Origin of the sequence: Paraglaciecola sp. MB-3u-78 (assembly GCF_002835935.1) — a bacterium.
In the GTDB taxonomy this organism is placed as follows: Bacteria; Pseudomonadota; Gammaproteobacteria; order Enterobacterales; family Alteromonadaceae; genus Paraglaciecola.
Genome location: NZ_PJCF01000086.1, coordinates 47,340 through 69,228, shown reverse-complemented (window position 1 = coordinate 69,228; position 21,889 = coordinate 47,340). Strand labels below are relative to the sequence as shown.

Annotated in this window: 18 protein-coding genes and 1 tRNA gene; 12 read left to right on the top strand and 7 right to left on the bottom strand. The window is 40.4% G+C overall.

Going from position 1 to position 21,889, the window contains the following annotated elements; translation table 11 throughout:
- Positions 1 to 23 precede the first annotated feature (23 nt).
- From CXF95_RS26705 to CXF95_RS26690, 4 genes are all read right to left on the bottom strand, one after another.
- Positions 24 to 1,199: a response regulator transcription factor gene (locus tag CXF95_RS26705; protein ID WP_101201458.1), complete on the bottom strand. Its 1,176-nt coding sequence runs from the start codon at positions 1,197 to 1,199 to the stop codon at positions 24 to 26.
- A 243-nt stretch (positions 1,200 to 1,442) separates the two neighbouring features.
- Positions 1,443 to 2,312, bottom strand: coding sequence for a sensor histidine kinase (locus tag CXF95_RS26700; RefSeq protein WP_198556723.1), 870 nt, complete (start codon positions 2,310 to 2,312; stop codon positions 1,443 to 1,445).
- Between the two features lie 287 nt (positions 2,313 to 2,599).
- On the bottom strand, positions 2,600 to 3,484 hold the full coding sequence (locus tag CXF95_RS26695) for an IS1595 family transposase (protein ID WP_101197018.1): 885 nt from the start codon (positions 3,482 to 3,484) through the stop codon (positions 2,600 to 2,602).
- Positions 3,485 to 3,631: 147 nt separating this feature from the next.
- A complete protein-coding gene (locus CXF95_RS26690; RefSeq protein WP_101201456.1) occupies positions 3,632 to 4,246 on the bottom strand; it encodes a response regulator transcription factor in 615 nt (204 codons plus the stop codon).
- A gap of 595 nt (positions 4,247 to 4,841) precedes the next feature.
- Here CXF95_RS26690 and CXF95_RS26685 point away from each other — a divergent pair.
- The 10 genes from CXF95_RS26685 to cheD (CXF95_RS26640) all read left to right on the top strand — a co-directional run bounded on the left by CXF95_RS26685 (position 4,842) and on the right by cheD (CXF95_RS26640) (position 16,649).
- Positions 4,842 to 5,207: a response regulator gene (locus CXF95_RS26685; RefSeq protein WP_101201455.1), complete on the top strand. Its 366-nt coding sequence runs from the start codon at positions 4,842 to 4,844 to the stop codon at positions 5,205 to 5,207.
- Positions 5,208 to 5,225: 18 nt separating this feature from the next.
- The gene (locus CXF95_RS26680) at positions 5,226 to 7,172 is read left to right on the top strand and encodes a chemotaxis protein CheA (RefSeq protein WP_101201454.1); all 1,947 of its coding nucleotides are present in this window, start codon (positions 5,226 to 5,228) and stop codon (positions 7,170 to 7,172) included.
- Complete coding sequence (locus CXF95_RS26675; RefSeq protein WP_101201453.1) at positions 7,169 to 7,681, top strand: chemotaxis protein CheW; 513 nt, start codon at positions 7,169 to 7,171, stop codon at positions 7,679 to 7,681. Before CXF95_RS26680 ends, CXF95_RS26675 begins: the two co-directional genes overlap by 4 nt.
- Positions 7,682 to 7,684: 3 nt before the next feature.
- Positions 7,685 to 10,039, top strand: a complete 2,355-nt coding sequence (locus CXF95_RS26670; RefSeq protein ID WP_304528720.1) for a methyl-accepting chemotaxis protein — start codon at positions 7,685 to 7,687, stop codon at positions 10,037 to 10,039.
- Between the two features lie 12 nt (positions 10,040 to 10,051).
- Positions 10,052 to 10,882, top strand: a complete 831-nt coding sequence (locus tag CXF95_RS26665) for a CheR family methyltransferase (protein WP_101201452.1) — start codon at positions 10,052 to 10,054, stop codon at positions 10,880 to 10,882.
- Positions 10,882 to 11,505: a chemoreceptor glutamine deamidase CheD gene (gene cheD, locus CXF95_RS26660; protein ID WP_369809351.1), complete on the top strand. Its 624-nt coding sequence runs from the start codon at positions 10,882 to 10,884 to the stop codon at positions 11,503 to 11,505. Before CXF95_RS26665 ends, cheD (CXF95_RS26660) begins: the two co-directional genes overlap by 1 nt.
- A 4-nt stretch (positions 11,506 to 11,509) precedes the next feature.
- Positions 11,510 to 12,556: a chemotaxis response regulator protein-glutamate methylesterase gene (locus CXF95_RS26655; protein WP_101201451.1), complete on the top strand. Its 1,047-nt coding sequence runs from the start codon at positions 11,510 to 11,512 to the stop codon at positions 12,554 to 12,556.
- 272 nt (positions 12,557 to 12,828) lie between these two features.
- Positions 12,829 to 13,341 carry a chemotaxis protein CheW gene (locus CXF95_RS26650; RefSeq protein ID WP_101201450.1) on the top strand — a complete coding sequence of 171 codons (513 nt, stop codon included), beginning with the start codon at positions 12,829 to 12,831 and terminating at the stop codon, positions 13,339 to 13,341.
- A 3-nt stretch (positions 13,342 to 13,344) separates the two neighbouring features.
- Positions 13,345 to 15,630: a methyl-accepting chemotaxis protein gene (locus CXF95_RS26645; RefSeq protein WP_101201449.1), complete on the top strand. Its 2,286-nt coding sequence runs from the start codon at positions 13,345 to 13,347 to the stop codon at positions 15,628 to 15,630.
- Positions 15,631 to 16,022: 392 nt separating this feature from the next.
- The gene (gene cheD, locus CXF95_RS26640) at positions 16,023 to 16,649 is read left to right on the top strand and encodes a chemoreceptor glutamine deamidase CheD (protein WP_101201448.1); all 627 of its coding nucleotides are present in this window, start codon (positions 16,023 to 16,025) and stop codon (positions 16,647 to 16,649) included.
- 146 nt (positions 16,650 to 16,795) lie between these two features.
- Here the strand turns inward: cheD (CXF95_RS26640) and CXF95_RS26635 are convergent, their stop codons facing one another.
- The 3 genes from CXF95_RS26635 to CXF95_RS26620 all read right to left on the bottom strand — a co-directional run bounded on the left by CXF95_RS26635 (position 16,796) and on the right by CXF95_RS26620 (position 20,630).
- Positions 16,796 to 19,045 carry a PAS domain S-box protein gene (locus tag CXF95_RS26635; protein ID WP_101201447.1) on the bottom strand — a complete coding sequence of 750 codons (2,250 nt, stop codon included), beginning with the start codon at positions 19,043 to 19,045 and terminating at the stop codon, positions 16,796 to 16,798.
- A 97-nt stretch (positions 19,046 to 19,142) separates the two neighbouring features.
- Complete coding sequence (locus CXF95_RS26630) at positions 19,143 to 20,051, bottom strand: transporter substrate-binding domain-containing protein (protein WP_101201446.1); 909 nt, start codon at positions 20,049 to 20,051, stop codon at positions 19,143 to 19,145.
- Positions 20,052 to 20,384: 333 nt separating this feature from the next.
- On the bottom strand, positions 20,385 to 20,630 hold the full coding sequence (locus CXF95_RS26620) for a PAS domain S-box protein (protein WP_101201444.1): 246 nt from the start codon (positions 20,628 to 20,630) through the stop codon (positions 20,385 to 20,387).
- A gap of 626 nt (positions 20,631 to 21,256) precedes the next feature.
- Between CXF95_RS26620 and CXF95_RS26615 the strand changes: the two genes are divergently transcribed.
- Both CXF95_RS26615 and CXF95_RS26610 read left to right on the top strand, forming a co-directional pair.
- Positions 21,257 to 21,341, top strand: a tRNA-Leu gene (locus CXF95_RS26615).
- Between the two features lie 133 nt (positions 21,342 to 21,474).
- The gene (locus CXF95_RS26610; protein ID WP_101201443.1) at positions 21,475 to 21,726 is read left to right on the top strand and encodes a hypothetical protein; all 252 of its coding nucleotides are present in this window, start codon (positions 21,475 to 21,477) and stop codon (positions 21,724 to 21,726) included.
- Positions 21,727 to 21,889: the final 163 nt, after the last annotated feature.

Here is a 21,889-nt window from a genome sequence, read left to right as displayed (position 1 = left end):
AGCTAAGGTTCATAAAATACAAATTAAAATAATTCAACATCTAGATACGTTGATTGTGATGATTCATCATTATCTGTGTTTGTGGCTAAGGTCATCTTCTGTGCAGATTGAACCGATGTAAGGCAGTTTTCCAGCGTATCTCGTACTGTTAAAAAGTCACTACTGACCTCTTTATTTTGAAGTTGTGTTTCAATCAAATGAATGAAAAATTGCTCTTGTTCGTCGTTCAGTTCAAGTTTATGAAAACTACTGCTAATTTGGGTGATGACTCCTTGTATTATTTCCCTTTTTTCAACTTCCATTGCTGAAATTCCTTTTGCAACCATGTCCATGGCATCAGACAAAATAGTCACACTATTGTTTATGGCTTTTTCATTACATAAGCTGATAAAACGGCTGTTTATGGCTGGTACTATTTTGGCTGCTATATCCACTAACATACCGTATGAATGTGAGGATACTGGCGGCATGTTTTTAACTAGAATCGAAACATGCTCATCGTTAAATATGATCCTTCGGCCAAAACTATAAATACGGCCACGTTGATGTAATAAGTTGAAAACTTTGATTTCAACTTCCGAACATTCACTTAAATCAATGTCAAAATTAACTGTCATCATCTCTGAACGGAATTGTATGGCGGTGAAATAACCAGACGATTTTAGATATTCAGCGACTTCTTTTGCGAGTTGAACGGGGTCTGAAATATAGTTAAGACGTGCAATTAACTCTAATGCACCTCCGTATTCAGACGCCTGGCGCATAGCAGTATCTGCCATATTCAATGTTTGCTTGCGAAGATCTTCTAGATTAGCCAGATCCAATATATCTCTTTCCAAACGTTGCATTCTTTGAACAAAGGCAAGGGAACTTATTGGCTTAATAATATAATCATCAATATTTAATTCGTAGGCAGAGCGAATAGTTTTTGAACTGTCATCACCACTTAAAATAACAATATGTGGCTTGGGTATTTTGGTACTTTCTAAAATGCCTAGGCATAACTCCAGCCCCGTTACCTTTGGAAGATGAATGTCTAATATTAAAAATAAAAATTTTTCATTATCTATACATTTTTGAGCCTCATCACCGTCTTTGGCAACGACCACTTCAAAATGGGGAGACAATAAGCTCTGCATAAGTGATAACAATTCTGGGTCGTCATCAGCAATTAATATCTTATTTTTTGTCGTGGTCATATAAAATCCATATTCTAAGAACGCTCGCCATAATGTGTTGCGGTGACAGTAGATTGATATTTAGTTTAAATTAATTAGGAGAGTGGTAAATACGTAGAATTACTGATTCTGAGTGCCCATTTTATCTATCGATTTACAGAAAGAGTCAAAAAAGGTTAAAGAATTCACCATAAAGCACAGCTGGAATCTTGTAATAACGTTTGTTTTTAGTTCGTGACTCGAATTTTTGGTTGTGTTTTTTTACTACTCGAACATAGTTGCAGGAATAATAATGTTGAATGTTGTACCTTTTCCCAATGTAGAGTAAACATAAATATGCCCCCCACTTTGCTGACACCCCCCCCAGACCGCACTCAAACCTAAACCTTTAGCCCCTTCAGCTTTTCTGGTGGTAAAAAAGGGTTGATAAATGCGGCTAAGGTTTTGATCTGACATGCCAAGCCCATCGTCAGAAATAATAATTGACAAATAACGCTTCGTATCTACTAAAGTATCTTCGACACTTGAATTATCGAAAATATTTGAAACCTTTATTTCTATATGACTTGAATTGGCTTGGATCGCATTGTGAATTAAATGTAATAAACACTGCTCCAAAAACTTAGGGTCTACTTTTGCAATCCATAAATCTGTCGTCTCGGTAAAATGGATTTTATTTTTAGCATCTAGGGGTAAATCAATGTCACTCAGATGTTTGCGAATAAGCTGATTCAAGTCAATGTCGGCCGGTTGTAAAAATTGTTTCTGTGCAAAAGACAATAAATCTTGTGTCAAGTCGATGCCTTTTTGCACCGCTTCCAAAATGGCATCAATAAATTGTTTTGAATTCTCAGGCTGGGATAAGGTATATTTCAACAACTCTGCATTACCCATAACCACGCTCATAACATTATTAAAATCATGGGCTACGGAACCTGAAAGTTGCTGTAATTTTTGAATCTCTTGACGATCCCTCAGCCTATCTATGAGTAGTTGAGTATCAGTGTACTGATTGGCATTTCTTGAACGTAGCAATAAATAAGCTGCGACAGTTGAGAATAGAGCAATAATTGGTGTCAATACATCATCTAACTCTAGACTTGAGGGTTGCGGTAGAGCCAGATAACTAGTCATTAAGATACCCAGTAAACACATGTAAAATACTGTTTTAAAAGTGTTTTTAGGGCTGTTGGATGTGGCGATAATTGTCAGGATATAAAGAGGTAAAAGGTTGACATAATAGCCAGTAGCCACACTCACTATAAAAAGTATCAGGGTACTGAAACTTATAAATAGGGTGAGAAATTTGGCTGAAAAACGCATGTTATTGACCACTTCCTTTAGGTAAGCAAGTCACACTTAAGGGTTTTGAAATTAACTCGAGGACACTCTTATTAAAACAACATGCTTCTCCATTTAACTCAGGTTGATTTTAAAGGAGTATGAATAATTGCCAAGTTTAACAATCGATTAGGTATTTGTTTTTCCACAAAACGGCGATTATACCGATAACAAAACTCATTCAAGTATTCTTGTAAGTAATTACCCGTAACGCCATGAAACGTGCCCAACAAAAACGTTTTCAAATTACCTATCGCGATATGAACCCAAGGCAACCATTCGTCTACCTTTTCACTTGGCGTGACTCTTGGCTCATGTTGCTGTGTTTTATCTATAATATTTAACGCAGGATAAGCATCCGTTCTGACATGCTGATTAGCTAAAAGGTGATGTGATACAAATTCTTTTACTGTTTTAAAATTCACATTTTTAACCGCTTTCATTGCGATAAACCCTGCCTTTTTATGCTTGTTTTCACATGCTATGATAATGGGGGTTTTCCCTTCTGCTCCACGACCACGCTTGCCTTTGTGCTTACCGCCAACAAAGGCATCATCTAACTCTATTGTGCCCGACAATCGGTAGAGGCTATCCCTGTGTCCCATAGCCGCTCTCACTTTCGTTAACATAAGCCGAGCAGTCTTCCAATTCACTTCAATAAGCTTGCTTAGCCTTAACGCTGAAATACTGCCTTTGTCTGAGCCTATAAAATACAGTGCCCAAAACCATTTGAGTAACGGTAGATGACTACCATGAAATAAAGTACCTGACATCACCGATGTTTGCTTATGACAATGGCTGCATTCGGTTAATTCTCGGCAGTGAAGGTCAATCCCATTGTCGTGACCACATTGAGGACACATAAACCCATTAGGCCACTTCATTTCCTTCAGATACTGGAGACAATCTTTATTCGTTCTGAATTGCTGTTGCCACGTTAAAAAACTGGCTTCTGGCGTGTTCATGTTCGAACTCCCTTAAACTGTTTATTTTCATATACAGTTTAGTTCATGCCTGAGCAAAGTGGAGAAGCATGTAAAACAATTAAGCATTAGAATGACTGACAGGAAAATCAAAATATTTTAAACATCAGTGCAAATTATTTCTCATAATCAGATTAAATGCACCTTAGCCAGCAGTACTAATTGAGCCAAGCGGGCAACCGACTTAATTTCTAACTTTTCAAAGATATTCGCACGATGGGCCTCTACAGTCCGGCGGCTTATAAATAAATGCTCAGCTATATCTGTAGCGGTTTCGCCATTGGCGACCAGCAAAGCAACCTGTAATTCTCGTTTTGAAAGGATCTGTAAACTTGCATGTGCTTGCTCGGATTCATCAGAAAAAGGGTCCTGATCCTTATACATTTTGATGGCACCCAGCACTTTTTCAATCAATACACTGTTTGCTGCTGGTTTGCGGACAAGGGTAAAAGCGCCACCACTCATAGCATCGACAGCTGAATCAATATCTGCTTTACCGGTATAAAAAACGATCGGAATACTAATTCGTTTTTCGTGCAAAAGTTGTTGAAACTCAATGCCGCCCATTTCGGGCATACTTAAATCAAGCAAAATACAACTGTTTTTTGTTTCAAGTGATGCTGAGATTGCCGAAAAAGGATTATCAAAAACATAGACAATAAAACCAGCTAGTCGAAAAACATTTTCCAATGTAGTTCGAACGTTCTCCTCATCATCCACTATGTAGATTATTTTATTGTTCAAAAAATACCTGCACTATTTTAGTCAATTAAGTAAAAATTTTAAAAGCTGATGTTATCTAAAAATACAATTTAGGTATTTTTACTAATAGTCAGCAGAGTACTAATGGGTCTAAATTAAAGCCAGCTCGGAAGTTGTCGTGTTCCGACAGTTGTAATGGATTAATCGGTTAGTAAAAAAATTTTTATTATACAGGTTATGTGGCTCAGATGTTAATTGAAAATGCTTATGAGAAACATAAAGCCTTACAGACAATGGTTTTTGCAAACCTTTAGTTTTTGAATGTGAGAATACTCTCAGTGGGATTTTGGCAACTCATGACTATGCAATAGAAACACTGGCGTTCGTGATGCGTCAGTTGCAGATAATCAATGCACAAAACGGCAAGGGTGTTAGTGAGTTTCTCATAAAATAGTCTGAAATCGACAAAAAAAGTCACCAATCCTGTTTCATCTGTGTCGATGTCGTCCGGAGAAGTAGAACTTTTTTAGTTAGAAATAGCAGGCAAATACATGTCCGGATTAAAAGTATTGAAATTGCCAAAACATGAATGTTAACGAACGAGCAAAAAAATCCTTAGTCATTGAGTGAGATAGATATGAGTAAAAACATTTTGATAGTTGATGATTCACCCTCTATAAGACAAATGGTTGAGGTCACACTAAAGTCAGCGAACTATACAGTAACAGCAGCCCAAGATGGACAAGAGGCTTTAGATATATGCAAATATACCCGTTTTGATTTTGTACTAACCGATCAAAATATGCCACGGATGGATGGTTTGACATTGATTAAATCTTTGCGAGCCATGTCTGCATATGCCTCTGTGCCTATAGTGGTATTAACCACTGAAGCAAGCGACACAATTAAGAGTCAAGGTAAGGCTGCTGGTGCTACAGGTTGGATGGTAAAACCATTTGACCCCAGAAAATTGTTAGAAGTGCTCAGTAAAGTCCTCGGTTAAACAACGTAAAGGGTTTATATGTCTATTGATATGGAGCAGTTCCATGGTGTGTTCTTTGATGAAAGTCAGGAGCATCTAGATAGCATGGAACAACAGCTGATGGAACTGGATTTAAATCATCCAGATCCAGAACAGCTAAATAGTATTTTTCGTGCCGCTCATTCTATTAAGGGCGGTAGTGGCATATTTGGCTTCGATGCGTTAACCGGTTTGACCCATATAATGGAAAACCTGTTAGATAAAGCCCGCCAGGGGACCACCCAGCTAAATGAAGCTATGGTGAATGTATTACTTGAAACTGTTGATTTGCTCAAAAAAACACTGGATACCTATAAAAATAAAGAAGAGGTCGACCAACAAAGCATTGATGCGGGCATTCAAACCCTTGAGTTAGTGCTGGCAGACGAAAGTGGACTGGATGCATCTGCAGAAACAACGGATCACGACTCTGATGACATAGAAGGTTTTGGTTTATTTGAATCTGACCCACCGGTCGATACAGCAGACTCTTCCCCTGAGAGCATAACTGATAACGTTAGTGGTGAAGTCGACGATTTTGGACTTGTCGAACAGCCAAAAGCAGCTGCTGATGAGGATGGCTTTGGCTTTTTTGAAACCATGCCTATGAAACCTCAAGACAACAACAAGGCATATGGTTTTCATGATAAAAATGTCGGAAACCCCAATGCCAAAGATAAGACTTCGGACGCATCTGCAAGGGCTACTCCCAGTAAAAACAACCCGTCCCAAAAAGTATCTGAACAACCCAAAAAAGTAGCTGAGTCCGCCTCAATTAGAGTGGACACTGGAAAAATTGACTCACTAGTCAATCTGGTAGGTGAATTGGTTATTACCCAATCGATGTTGGCCATGATTGGTTCTGAAGTGACGGGAGAGATAGAAGATAAATTACAGACCGCATTAGCCGAATTACAACGTAATACCCGAGAAATTCAAGAGTCAGTCATGTCAATGCGAATGTTACCTATTAGCGTAACCTTTAATCGTTTTCCTCGAGTGGTTCGAGATTTGTCTAGCAAATTAGGTAAAAAAGTCGATTTACAAATAGAAGGTGGAACCACCGAAATCGACAAAGGCATGATTGAAAAATTGGTTGACCCTCTGACCCACTTAGTTAGAAACAGCATTGACCACGGGATTGAAACAGTAGAACAGCGCTTAGCCTCGGGTAAGTCTGAAACCGGTACTGTTATCTTACGCGCCGAACAGCGTGGTGGCAGCATAGAGATTAGTATCACCGACGATGGTGCGGGTCTGAACCGCGAAAGAATTTTATCCAAAGCAGTTGAGAATGGACTAGAACACGACTCAAACATGCCTGATAGCCAAGTGTGGGACCTGATTTTTGAAGCCGGTTTTTCAACGGCAGTTGAAGTAACAGATGTCTCAGGACGCGGCGTGGGTATGGATGTGGTGAGACGAAATATAGAAGCCATTGGCGGGCGCATTGAAATTGAATCATCCTTTGGCAAGGGCTCGGTGTTTCGTATTCATTTACCGCTGACCTTAGCCATAGTGGATGGCATGTGTGTGTCAGTGGGCGACCAAATATTTGTGGTACCCCTAGTGAATATTGTCGAGTCGATTCAACCCTCTAAAGATCAAATAAAAGTCATCTCAAATGACAACCTTTTATGGATAAGAGAACAGTATTGGCCACTGATACCGTTGCATAAAACCATGGAAATCGAGAATGCCATTAGTGAGCCTGATAAAGCCATAGTGGTGCTGATTGAAAGTAGTAAAAAACGTTTTGCATTGTTGGTGGACGCTTTAGTGGGCCAGCAGCAGGTAGTGATAAAAAGTTTAGAAAAACATTATAAGCGGGTAACAGGTGTGGCGGGAGCCACCATTATGGGGGACGGTGGAGTTGCCATGATCCTTGACGTTGAATCCTTGGCCGGCTTAGTTAAACCACCTAGTACCGAGAGTAAAAAAACATGACTAACGCACAGATGAGTCAAGATAATCAATCCTACACAGACGCAGACTCTCGAGAATTCCTGAGTTTCGTGCTGGGTGAAGAGCATTATGCTCTGGATATCATGTCGGTTAAAGAGATCCGCGGGTATGAGGCCGTTACCAAAATTGCCAATGCCCCCCCGTTCATAAAAGGGGTCATTAACCTTCGAGGAGATATTGTTCCAATTGTGGACTTACGTCTGAAATTTGAAGTAGGCGAAGCGACCTATAACGAATTTACCATAGTCATTATGCTCAATGTAGCCCAGCGCATTGTTGGCATTGTGGTGGATGGCGTATCCGATGTCATTCGTTTAACGGATGAGCAAATACGTCCACCACCAGAATTTGGAGTGGCCTTCGATAGTCGTTATTTACTCGGTCTGGTACCGATAGAAGATCACATGGTCATCTTAGTCAATATAGAAAGTCTTATATCCAGCGATGAACTTGGATTAGTAGACAAACAAATTAGCGCTTCTCAGGAGTAACACATGAAAATATTCGACTGGTTCAAAAATAAAAACACCGATGCAGATAATGCAAATACATTAAAAATACACAGAAATTCACAGGCATTAGAGGCCAGTTCAAGCTGCTTTATGATGGCTGATGAAAATCGAGTGATAATTTATGCTAATAAGGCGGTAAAAAAATTACTTAAAGAGGCAGAGGTCGAGTTACGTAAGAGCTTGCCACAGTTTTCAGCAGATAATTTGATTGGTCAAAGTATCGACCAGTTTCATGCCAATCCATCCCATCAAATGGGGTTGTTAAGTAATCTTAAAAGCACCTATATTGCCGACATCACTGTTGGCTCACTGAATTTTAAACTAACGGTTAACCCCTTGTTTGACCCTGAAGGTAATAATATAGGCAGCGTAGTAGAGTGGTTGAATCAAACAACCTTGTTAATCACTGAAAAGTTTGCTGCGCGCATGCTGGGTTCATTGGACTCAACCAGCACAAATTTAATGTTAGCCGACCCTGATAGAAAAATTATTTACATGAATAAGTCGGTAGAAAAAATGTTGCGGGGTGTTGAGTCTGAATTGCAAAAAGCACTTCCTCACTTTTCAGTTGATAAAGTGTTGAACAGTAGTATGGATATTTTTCATAAAAACCCATCTCATCAATCATCTCTTTTGGAAAATTTAAAAAGTAGTTATGAAGGCAATATCGAGGTAGGAAACCTAAAATTCCGTTTAACGGCTAGCCCGATTTTTGCAGAGGGAGGTGAACGTTTAGGCACAGTGGTCGAGTGGTTAGATACCACTAAGGTACAAGAGGAATTACATCGTACAACGCGTATTCTTGAAGCCCTTAATGGTACTTCTACCAACTTAATGATAGCCGACCCGGATCGCAATATTATCTATATTAATCGCTCTGTCGAAGCCATGCTCAGACGCAATGAAAATGAGCTGCGTAAGTCATTACCCAATTTTGTGGTTGATAAAGTTGTGGGCTCTAACATTGATATTTTTCATAAAAACCCTGCTCACCAGAAAGGTTTATTAGAGGGTCTACAAACACCTTATGAGTCACAGATTAAAGTCGGTGAACTGTATTTCCGTTTGATTGCCAGCCCTATTTTCGGTAAAGACAATGAGCGTTTGGGCACAGTTGTGGAGTGGCTTGACCGAACAGAGGAGGTGTTTGCTGAACAAGAAATATCGAACATAGTTAAAGCTGCGGCCAGTGGTGATTTTAATGAAAAAGCCACCACAGAGGGTAAACAGGGCTTTATGTTAAATGTGGCCGAAGGCCTCAATAGCATGATTGAGGTGACCGATGCAGGCCTGACAGATATTGCCCGAGTACTTAATGCCTTAGCCAAAGGCGACCTAACCGAACGCATTGATAGTGAATACCAGGGCACCTATGAACAACTGGCTAACTATTGCAATACCACTACCGGTAATTTAAGTAATATGATCGGTGAAATTCGTCAGGCAGCTGGAGTGATTAATAATGCCTCATCAGAAATAGCAGAGGGTAATTCAGATTTATCCAGTCGAACTGAAGAGCAGGCTTCCAGTTTGGAAGAAACCGCTTCCAGTATGGAAGAGCTCACAGGCACAGTCAGATTAAATTCTGAAAATGCTAATCAAGCCAATAGTTTGGCGTCAGAAGCCTCAACAGTGGCTATGGAAGGGGGCGAAACGATTCAGAAGGTCGTCGCTACTATGGCTTCCATCAATGAATCTGCCAATAAGATATCGGATATTATAGGTGTCATAGATGGCATCGCTTTCCAGACCAATATTCTTGCCTTGAATGCCGCCGTCGAAGCAGCAAGAGCCGGTGAGCAAGGACGTGGTTTTGCGGTTGTTGCATCTGAGGTAAGAACCTTAGCGCAACGCTCAGCCAATGCGGCTAAAGATATCAAAGAGCTAATTTCTGACTCGGTCAGCAAAATAGAAAACGGTAATGTGTTGGTGAACCAATCAGGCGAAACCATGGATAAAGTGGTGACATCGATTAAACGGGTTAACGATATCATGTCAGAGATTGCAGCAGCCTCAGCCGAGCAAGCGACTGGGATTGATGAAGTCGGCAAAGCCATCAGCCAGATGGATGAAGTGACACAACAAAACGCTGCGTTAGTGGAAGAAGCGGCAGCAGCAGCCGAAAGTCTGCAGTCTCAAGCAATACAACTGACCGAACGTGTTGCATCCTTTAAAATGAGTGACTCACAAGAGCTTCAACAAAGCGCCGCGCCACGTAAAGCATTAAGCTCGCCGGCACCCAGAGCAAGCAAACCAAAGGAAAGGGCACCTACACCTAAGGCTCAGAAGAAAATAAAACCAGCCTCACCAAAAGACGATGAGTGGGAAAGCTTCTAAGTAGGCTGAGTTATGGCAGAGCTAGAAGCAGGACGGGAGTTTCAATTCAGCCGGTTGGATTTTGATAATGTACGCAGGATTTTGTACAAAAAAGCAGGCATTCAGCTGGCTGATAGTAAAGATTCCATGGTGTACAGTCGTCTGGCTAGGCGTCTGCGCGCCTTAAAAATCACCAGCGTGGCAGAGTATCTTAAATATCTTGAAGCTAATCGCTCAGAAGACCAAGCTTTTATCAATGCGTTAACCACAAACCTCACCTCGTTTTTTCGGGAAAAACACCATTTTCCGGCGTTACGTGATTATCTGGAAAAACACCCAGGTAAAAAACGTATTTGGTGCGCAGCCAGCAGCACCGGTGAAGAACCCTATTCTATCGCCATGACAGTAGCTGAAACCTTTGGTAGTTTCACCACGCCAGTGGAAATCATTGCATCGGATATTGATAGCGCGGTTCTTGATAAAGCCAAAGCGGGTATTTATACCCAAAATAATGTCACCGACTTAAGCCAAGAACAGCTAAAAGAATTTTTTCATCGTGGCATAGGCTTGAATCACGGCAAGATAAGGGTAGTACCAGAACTGCGAAAAATGGTCGATTTCAGACAAAATAATCTCACCCATTCCAAATGGGATATTAAACCGCTGATTGATGTTATTTTTTGCCGTAACGTGATGATTTATTTTGATAAAGACACTCAAGTTAAAATTCTCAGCCAAATGATTGATTTAATGCCCGCAACTGGACTGTATTTTGCCGGTCATTCTGAATCGTTCTCTAATGCGGGTCACTTAGTGGCCCCTTTAGGTAAAACCCTATACCGACCTGTAAAGGGCAAACCTTAATGGTAATGGAAAATTATGAAAATGAGCCGGGGACTTTTCCGAATCGATATTATGACAGACACTTTGAAAGTGAAGTCGTCAAAATATTACCAGGTGAATATTACGCTACGACCGAAGATACCGTTATTGTCACTGTGCTTGGTTCCTGTGTGGCAGTGTGTTTACGTGACCCTCAAAAACGTATTGGCGGCATGAACCATTTTTTGTTGCCAAACGATGGTGCCTCTAACATATCGTCTGTTTCAGAGTCTGCCCGTTATGGGGTGTATGCGATGGAGCTTTTAATCAACCAGATGTTAAAACTTGGGGCTGATAGACGACGCTTAGAGGCCAAAATATTTGGTGGGGGCAATGTCTTAAAAGGTTTCACCGGTTTTAATGTAGGTGAGCGTAATGCAGAATTTACCATGGAGTATCTCAGTGCTGAGCATATTCCGGTGTTGGCCAGTGACCTGCTAGATGTCTATCCCCGTAAAGTATATTTTTCTCCCAGTTCAGGCATTGTGAATGTGAGAAAAATTAAATCTCTCCATAACAGCACTATTTTAGACAGGGAAAGCGAATATAAAATGCTCATCCGTGGCGCATTAAAAAGTGGTGAAATTGACTTGTTTGAGGATTAAGTAAATGACGATAAAAGTGTTAATTGTAGATGACTCCGCCCTTATTAGGAGTTTGCTCAGTGAAATTGTTAAGTCAGCAAAAGATATGTTTTTAGTTGGCGCCGCACCCGATGCCTATGTGGCAAGAGATTTGGTGAATAGGTTTTCGCCAGATGTGATCACCTTGGATATTGAGATGCCCAAAGTAGATGGGCTAACCTTCCTTGAAAAGTTAATGAAAGCTCACCCTACGCCAGTATTAATGATATCAACTTTAACCGAACAGGGCGCCAATGCAACACTTCGCGCCTTAGAGCTCGGAGCCATAGATTATATTGCTAAACCCAAGTTAGGCGTAGCCCAAGGTATTGAGGAATACAGGCAATTAATTATCGATAAAATAAGGATCGCCGCTAAATCTAAGGTGAAGCCCGCAACAAAACAAAAGTCAGCTAACACCGCAACGTTAAATTATACTGGTACCGAAAAAATAATCGCTGTGGGGGCTTCTACCGGCGGCACTGAAGCCATAAAAGAATTTTTATTAGACTTACCTTCTAACAGTCCCGGTGTGGTGATCACCCAACATATGCCCCCAGGTTTTACTACAAGCTATGCCAAACGCTTAGACTCATTGTGTAAAATAAACGTCATCGAGGTTAAAGGGGGAGAACGTATTCTTCCCGGCAACGCTTACCTTGCGCCAGGTAGTTACCATTTACTCATAGAGCGCAGTGGTGCGGATTATCGTCTGCGACTGGCGGATACGCCTTTAGTCAGTGGTCATAAACCTTCAGTAGATGTGATGTTTAATTCTTTGGCTCAATGCGCAGCGCAGAACACCGTGGCCGTGATATTAACGGGAATGGGTAAAGATGGCGCAGCCGGTATGTTTTCCTTACATCAGCAGGGGTCTTATACCTTAGCTCAGGATGAGGCTAGCTGTGTGGTGTTTGGTATGCCTAAAGAAGCCATTAATCTCGGTGGTGTGGATAAAGTTTTACCCTTAAATGCCATGGCGGGAGCAGTGATTAAATATTTACACTCAGTCAATGCCGGCTCTCGTTTATAATTTTAAAGGCTATCACGAAGTATGAAATTCATTTTAGGCTAGAACCTTAATTTCCCCTCAATTTAGGTATTTTTACCAATATTCGGACCTGTGCATTTCAGGTCTAATTTATTATCAGTTGTTATACCTTTACAGTTTTTAAATGATCATTTTATCAGTGATTTTTCAACAGCAACTGCAGTGATCGATTTATCGGGCCGGGGTCGTCATGACCCTTGAAGTTGAATTTTTGACCGGGGTGGTTAGACCACCCAGTAAATAGAGTAAAAAACATGACTAATGCTCAAACAACTCAGGATAATCAATCCTACACAGATGCAGACTCTCGGGAGTTTCTAAGTTTTGTTTTAGGGGAAGAACAATATGCTTTGGACATTATGTCGGTTAAAGAGATCCGCGGGTATGAGGCCGTCACCAAAGTGGCTAATGCCCCCCCATTCATAAAAGGGGTGATTAATCTGCGAGGGGACATTGTTCCGATTGTGGACTTGCGACTGAAGTTTGCAGTCGGCGAAGCGACCTACAACGAATTTACCATTGTGATCATGCTAAAAGTAGCGGAGCGCATTCTTGGCATTGTGGTGGATGGCGTATCAGATGTGATTCGTTTAGCTGACGAGCAAATACGTCCACCACCAGAATTTGGTGTGACTTTCGATACGCGTTATTTGCTTGGCCTAGTGCCGATTGATGATCAGATGGTTATTTTAGTCAATATAGAAAGTCTGATTTTGAGCGATGAGCTCGGATTGGTAGACACACAACTTAGTCATTCGCAGGAGTAGACAATGAATAAAATCAAAACAACGTGGATTTCGAAACTGGTCAGTGGCAGACAACTGGATGCACAGGCGCAAGAGTTAGCGGCTAAGTCAGCTCAACTGGATAAACAAGCAGCCGCTATGGCTGCATTACAAAATGAAATGGCGAATACCCAGCAGGAGCTCAACGTCCGCACCGATATTATGAACCTGACCAGTATCGTATCCTTTGCTGACCTTAGGGGTGATATTGTCACGGTCAATGACAAATTCATCGAAGTCTCTAAATACCCTAAAGCTGAACTAATAGGTCAACCCCATAACACTACCCGTCACCCAGACATGCCCAAAGAAACGTTTAAACAAGTCTGGTCTACTATCAAAAGCGGAGACACGTTCCGCGGAGTCATCAAAAACCGCGCCAAAGACGGAACGCCATATTACGTGGATGCAGTCATTGCCCCATTCCTTGGCGAAAACGGTAAGCCTACAAAATACTTAGGCGTTCGCTATGACATCACCGAACAGGAGCTTGAACGCCAAAACGCCGCAGGCATTCTGGGTGCCATTGATGAATCATATGGTTATATCGAGTTCGACTTGAGCGGCAATATTCTCAATGCGAACAAAAATTTCCTTGATTTAATGGGATACAAAATCGACGAAGTCGAGGGCAAACACCACAGAATGTTTGTAGACCCGGCTCAGTCAGTCCTGCCAGAGTATGCTCAATTTTGGACCGACCTCAATGTCGGTAAGGCACAAAGTGATGTATTTAAACGTATTACCAAATCTCGCAAAGAGGTCTGGATCCAGGCGGTTTATGCGCCAGTGAAGGATGAAATGGGTCGCGTTTTCAAGATTGTGAAAATTGCTACCGACATCACAGCGACAAGGATGCAGGCCGCCGACTACGCAGGCCAGATAGCAGCCATCGGAAAATCCCAGGCGGTTATCGAGTTTAATATGGATGGCACTATCATCCAAGCCAATGATAATTTTCTCAACACCATGGGATATAATGCAGACGAAGTGAAAGGCAAGCATCATAGTATGTTTGCTGACAAAGAATACAAAAAAAGCCCTGAATATCGACAGTTCTGGGAAACCTTAAATCGCGGGGAATACCAAGCTGCAGAATACAAACGTATTGGTAAAGGTGGCAAAGTTGTTTGGATCCAAGCCTCGTATAATCCGATCATGGACTTAAATGGCAAGCCTTTTAAAGTGGCAAAATATGCCACCGATATTACGGGGCGTAAAAACGCTATTAATGAAATTAAACGGGTCTTGTTATGTTTATCTGACGGAGACTTAACCACGTCTATTGAAGAAACATTTGAAGGAGAATTTCAAGAGTTAGGGGATGCTATCAACAGTTTTGTGAGTGAACTTCGCGATACCATCTCGCAAATAAATAGCGCCGCAAGTACTATCAACGAAGCATCAACCGAAATCGCAGAGGGCAATGCAGATTTATCCAGTCGAACCGAAGAGCAGGCTTCCAGTCTGGAAGAAACCGCTTCGAGTATGGAAGAACTCACAGGTACGGTCAGGTTGAATTCAGAAAATGCAAATCAAGCGAATAGTTTGGCCTCAGAATCCTCAACAGTGGCTATAGAAGGGGGCGAAACTATTCAGAAAGTTGTCGCTACTATGGCTTCCATTAATGAATCGGCTCGAAAAATATCAGATATTATTGGCGTCATTGATGGCATTGCTTTTCAAACCAATATTTTGGCGCTTAATGCTGCGGTAGAGGCAGCTAGGGCGGGTGAGCAGGGGCGGGGGTTTGCTGTGGTGGCATCTGAAGTCAGGTCTTTGGCACAACGCTCAGCTGATGCAGCAAAAGATATCAAAGGACTAATTTCTGACTCCGTAACTAAAATTGAAAATGGTAATGTACTGGTTAATCAATCTGGCGAAACCATGGAAAAAGTAGTGACTTCGATTAAACGGGTTAACGATATTATGTCAGAGATTGCAGCAGCCTCAGCCGAACAAGCGACTGGGATTGATGAAGTTGGCAAAGCCATCACCCAAATGGATGAAGTGACACAACAAAACGCTGCGTTAGTGGAGCAAGCCGCAGCAGCGGCTGAAAGTCTTCAGTCTCAGGCAATACAACTGACCGAACGTGTTGCATCCTTTAAAATGGATGACACCCAAGTCGCACATCAACAAAGTGCCGCGCCGCGCAAAACATTAAGCCCGCCCGCACCTAAGGCAAGTAAACCCAAACAAAAAGCAACCATGGCCCAGAAGAAAGTCAAACCAGCATTACCCCAAGAAGATGAGTGGGAAAGCTTTTAAATAGATTGGATTTTGCCTGAACTGGAAGCAGGACGAACATGTATATCTAGTCAGCTGGATTTCGTTGTTGTACGCAGGGATTTGTACAAAGGCGTTTGAATTCAGTTGGCTGAAAGTAAAGAATCGAAGCTGTATCCTTGACTAGGTAAGCGACTAAACAACAACTAAATAGCCATTGCTACAGAGTATCTTCAATAAGGTGGAGTGCATCGCTCTCAAAAGCAGGCTTTCACCATGTTGACCACAAATTCAACCTAGCTTTTCCATCACGGAATAGGTAACAATGAAGATATGGTTCTACCCGAGATGAGTGAAATGATGCACTTCAAACATACTGCCCTTAACCACGCCAAGGGAAAAACCCTTTATCGACCTGTAAAGGATAAATAGTAGTGGAGTTTGAAAATCAGAGTTTTGCTCCCAACAGCTATTATGACCAACATTTCCAATGTGATGTGGTCAAAATATTGCCTGGAGAATATTTTGCTACCACCGACAACACTATTATTGTGACTGTTCTTGGATCGTGTGTCGCGGTCTGTTTGCGTGACCCTAAAGCGCGCATTGGTGGTATGAATCATTTTTTATTACCTAGCGACAATTCACCCCCCTTTTCACCTATTTCAGAATCTACTCGTTATGGTGTATATGCGATGGAACTACTGATTAATCAAATGTTAAAGCTCGGTGCAGATAAATCCAGATTGGAGGCCAAGGTATTCGGAGGGGCAAATTTACTGAAAGGGGTTGTAGGGAATAGTGTGGGTGACCGCAATGCTGAATTTATATTGGATTATTTGCAGACTCAACAGATCCCTATTTTGGCTAACGACTTACTTGATAACTATCCCCGTAAAGTCTATTTTTCAGCAGACTCTGGAGACGTTAATATCAGAAAAATTAAATCTCTGCACAATAGCACCATTATGGACCGAGAGAGTGAGTATAGAATGCGCATTAGACAAACGTCCAAAAGTGGTGATGTGGATATGTGTTTAGGACCCATAAAATATCTATAAAAGTGCTCCTTGTTAATGACACTACTTAAATAGGGTATTAGGCGAAATGGTCGATATTACACCATAGATGCATTGAGTTGCTGGGGGACTAACGCTTAAATTTGTGCTCTCCCATATCAATCGAAATATCTAACCCTAAGTTAGTCTTAATTATCTAATATTTCATTCACTTTGGAGGTTAATGCTTCCATCGAAAAGGGTTTTTGTAGAAATGGGACGTCATTTTGCAGCACGCCTTTGGTTGAAATAATATCTGCTGAATAACCTGACATAAAAAGCACTTTCATATTGGGACTAATAGTTAATAACTTAATAGCAAGGTCTTTACCGTTCATATTTGGCATGATCACATCGGTAAGTAGTAGGTCAATCTGGCCAGCATGCTCTTTAGTCAGGGATTCGGCAATAGCGACGGTAGAGGCTGCTAATACCTTGTACCCTTTCTGCTCGAGCATAATGGTTTCAATTTCTAATAAAGCTTGTTCATCTTCAACTATTAGCACCGTTTCAGTGCCTCTATGGGATGCTTTTACCACAGCAGGTTTTGCTATCCGCACTGATTCATGTTCCCTAGGGAAATAAATATTAACGGTTGTGCCTTGTCTTGGCTGACTTAACACCTCAACAAATCCCTTGTTCTGCTTAATTGCCCCAAACACTGTGGATAGGCCCAATCCTGTTCCCTTGCCAAGTTCCTTGGTCGTATAAAAGGGTTCAAATATATGTTCCAACAGCGACTCACTCATACCACAACCATCGTCGGCAACGGAAATTTGAACGTAATCCCCTTTTGGAAGAACAAACGCTGGAATCGAATCTAGACCAATTTTAGTATTTTCGTCAACGCTCAAGTTCGTAATATTAATTGTTATTGAGCCAATGTTTGCAATTGCATCCCGGGAATTAACACACAAATTCACAATAATTTGATCGACCTGAGTAGGGTCCACTTTAACAGGCCAAATACTTGTTTCTTTCTCAACGCTAAGATGTATATTTTCGCCAATAAGCCGTTTCAACATAGCCAACATTGCCATTACTGATTCATTTAGGTTTATTATTTCAGGAGTGATTTCCTGTTTACGGGCAAAGGTGAGTAGTTGCCGAATAAGCTCAGATGAATGTGTACAGGCCTGAATAATACTTTGCATATTCGACACAATTGACTCTGCGCGGTCTGTCTTTAACAAGGATAATTCGGCATTACCTAGTATCACGACCAACATATTATTAATATCATGGGCCATGCCGCCAGCAAGCTGACCAACTGCTTCCATTTTTTGGCTTTGAAACAGTTGTTTTTCGAGTTTTTTGCGTTCAGCAAAAATGAGCTTTTGTTCTGTGTTATCTCTGGCTGTGCTTGTGAATATCATTCCTTTGCCATTTTTACTATCATGGCGATTCGATAACCATGACATATGAAATACCTCCCCGGTAGCACTTACTTGACGATTTTCATGGGTGAAGGCGTTATTGTTGTCCTTTAACCAAAGAGCAAATTCTTGTCTGGTTTGTTCTTTATCGTCAGGGTGAATAAAATCAGAGAATTGTCGACCAATACAATCCTCAGGGCATAAACCATAGATTTTGTTGGCCATATGGTTCACAAATAAAATCCGACCATCAGCATCAACTTTGGTAATCAGGTCTAGGGTGTTTTCAACTAAATCCTGATACTGCTGGCGACTGTCCAACAACGATGAGTTGGTTTGTTGGCTTTCTAAAACAGCATGTTTTAGTTGGTTTTGAGTGAGTTTTATTTCCCGAGCCATTTGGTTGAAACTACTTGCAAGGCGGCTAAATTCATTATTTCCTTTTATAACAAGTTCCACATCTAGGTTATTGGCAGAAAGTTGCTGAGCGCCGAATTCTAGTGCTTCAACTGACCTAGTGATGCCCCTAGATATTCTAAAAACAACAATAAATATTATTATCAGAAATATTGCCGCTAGCAATGACGATATGGCGATTGAGTCATAGACAATGGTGACTAAACGGTCTTTATCAACATAACTGATAATCAGCCAGTTCCAGTTAGGTTCGATGTCAAATGCGGCGATAGTTGTGCTTTTTTTGTTTGACACTGTAATACCATTAAATTCACCTTGCCCACTTTTATCCATGACCATAGACTGCAAGTGATTTTTACTAAGGAGAAATTTATTAGCATCCTCTGGATAAGAATAAATGACATCATTAGATTGAGTATCAAAAATTGCAATGGATGTGCCTGGAGCCAGATTTTTGACAATATTAAGGAAAATACCTTTCTGAGTGGCCTCACGATAAAACACCACATCTGTCATATTTAATGCACTGATGGTTTTATAGTCAGCCTGACTCGCTACAAGGATATTACTGACATTGTTTACTAACATTTTATATTGCAATGCCATTATTCTGTCATGGGCTATAAAAAAATTTAAGGAAATAATGACTACTACTGGAATAACAATTGAAGGGATAATGAAAGCCAGTAATTTGTTTTTTAATTTAATGTTTTGTTACTCCCAAGTTTAATATATTAAGATATTCCACAAAGGTTACGCCGTAATAAATTTTCCAGTATTTGTCCAGCAACCCTGTTTCTTGAGCATATTTGAGATACTTTTCTAAAATACCTTTAAGTAACTGATTGTTTTTGTTTATGCCCCAACCCATCATTTGAATATCGCTGATAGGCCATACTATGGTCAGGTTATCGCGTTTTTTTACAGTAAAAAATGCCCGATCACTATCATAAACAGTAAAGTCCACCTCACCCTCGGACACCATCTTATCCATATCATCAAAGTTATCGAAATATTTGTAGATGATATTGATATTATTGTTTTTGACCAGTAGTTCAAGATTATTTTCCATTGACGTATGTTTCATCATGGCAAAATACTTGTTGTCTAAATCAGATACATTATTCGGTATGTTGTTCTTTCTGGAGATAATCATCTGTCGTGAGGGGATATATTGGATGATATCAAACATTTTTTCACGCCAAGGTAATGCAGTGATAGTATCAAGGTAAATGTCTACATTTCCAATCAGAGAGGGAATATAAGAGTAACTTGGGTCGTACTGAGCTTTTCTAAGGTCTTTGCCTTTTCGATAAAAATAATGTTCCCAAGTAACGACCTCTATTTCGATATTTATTTTTGTCAGGTCAGTAAACGCTTTTAATACGTTGTAATGAAAGCCAGTTATCGAATCATCTTTATGCCGTTGATAAATGGGGGGGCTAATTCTTGTGGCTATTTTTAAACTGCCTTTTTTATGTAATGCCTTAATAAAGGTGATTTCATCACTAGACCAGTTAGCACCCGATATCGAGAGCAGTGGTATTGCATTATCTTTTGCTGCCCCCGTAAATGAACAAAATATCACAATAAGGATTATTAGGGTTTTCATGCTTTCTTCTTTAATTTATGTGCAACTGCAACGGACTGTTAATCCTTTGCACACCCAGTCGATATTAATGGCTGAGTGTGTAAAATCAAAATGGCCAGTTAGTGGAATCAAACCCTTGGATCTTTTAATTGCTTGCTTGCATGCTTAAGGGGTAGTTGGGTCAGATGTTCATCTATCAGTTTTGCTATAAGATCAAACTTGTAAGGTTTTGAAATGATTTTTTTAAAATTATAATTACAATTTACCGATAGTTCACAGGTTACCAGTATTTTTTCAATAGATGAATCTATCGCAAAAGCGACGTCGCTGCCTGTCATGTTTGGCAATTTATAATCAATAAAAAACAATACCTTGCTCTATTTTTGCGATTTCTAGTTGTGTCAACTCAACATCATCGGGATGCTCAAAATTGAGAAAAGGCTGATTGAGAAGGGTTTCATAATTGAAACCCAGATTCTGGGAAAACGCAGGATTGATTGTCTTGAAGTAGCCGTCTGTTCCTACTATGCACTGCATGTATGTGGATATGTTAAATATTTTCTCAAAGTCATGTAACGTTACTTCGTTTGTATTTGCCAAAATATTTACCTTTCAACTGCTCATTTAACATCTTGAACTAGCGCTTACCCATGACTTAATTCCTTTAATATTTGCAAATCTGGCTGCTAAGTTGTTTGCTAATTTTTTTATCAACACACAACAAAAAAACAGTTTAAGTTTAATGCTATGAATAACCTGATTTTCAAATAATACCGATTATTTGAAAATCAGGCAAGGAACTAAAAACGGTCGGTACTTTATTTTCTCCCCTCCCCCGTTATTAATGGCTCATATTCAATTCAATCATGCCAAAAAAACATAAATGCTGTAGTTGAGCGAATTTCTGATTTAGGTGCAATATGGATAAGCCTTATAGTCTGTTGATTAAAAAGTCGGCAGACTATCGGGATAATTCACAAAAAACTTGCAAGCAAAGCCTCTATGGCTATAATGCCTGCCTCTTGGAGATTGGCTGAAGCAACCTTCAAGTATTTGCGAAGCCAGTGTGGTGGAATTGGTAGACACGCTAGATTCAAAACACAGTGTGCCTAGTGGAAGCTAACTGGTAAGTCATTGAAAGGTAAGTACCTTTTGACTATAACAAGTAAAAAAATGCTTGCAAAGATTTGCAAAGTTTTTTAACTTAAGTAAGTTGAGTAAACGATGCCAGTGTGGTGGAATTGGTAGACACGCTAGATTCAAAATCTGGTTTCTTCGGGAGTGGCGGTTCGAGTCCGCCCACTGGTACCATTCTTTGCAAGAAAACATTAAGCCGGCTTATGTCGGTTTTTTTGTGCGTAAAAAGCCTCAAGACACAGTAGTTACGAGCGCCACTTAAGTTGAGGATCTCAGGCATTTCCGCAGTCGAAATCAGATCTGACTGGTGGGTGTTAACAAAGCAGGGTCTAGAAGTATTGAAGGACTAATTCCGGACCTCTACAAAAACCGTGTAAACACAGGTAATCCTGAGTTGGTTCAACAAGGTATACACGGAACTAAAGAAGAGCAAAAGTTCGCTAAAAACCGTCTAAAATCACTTTATTTAGCTGATTTTAAAGATAATGCACAGCCTAATACAGAAGATTATTCTGAATTCTATAAATTAACAAAAATATTAAATAAGGCATTTAAGTAAAATATTTCTAACAAAAAATTGCCGTGCTTATGGACGCAGACAACGCGCAATTATCTAAACTCAAATCAATACTCGGCGTACCAAAGTGAAAAAATAGGCTTGTCGATGAGCTTATCAATTATGCTCCGGACTAATTTAGGTGATTTTATGCATTGCGCAACGC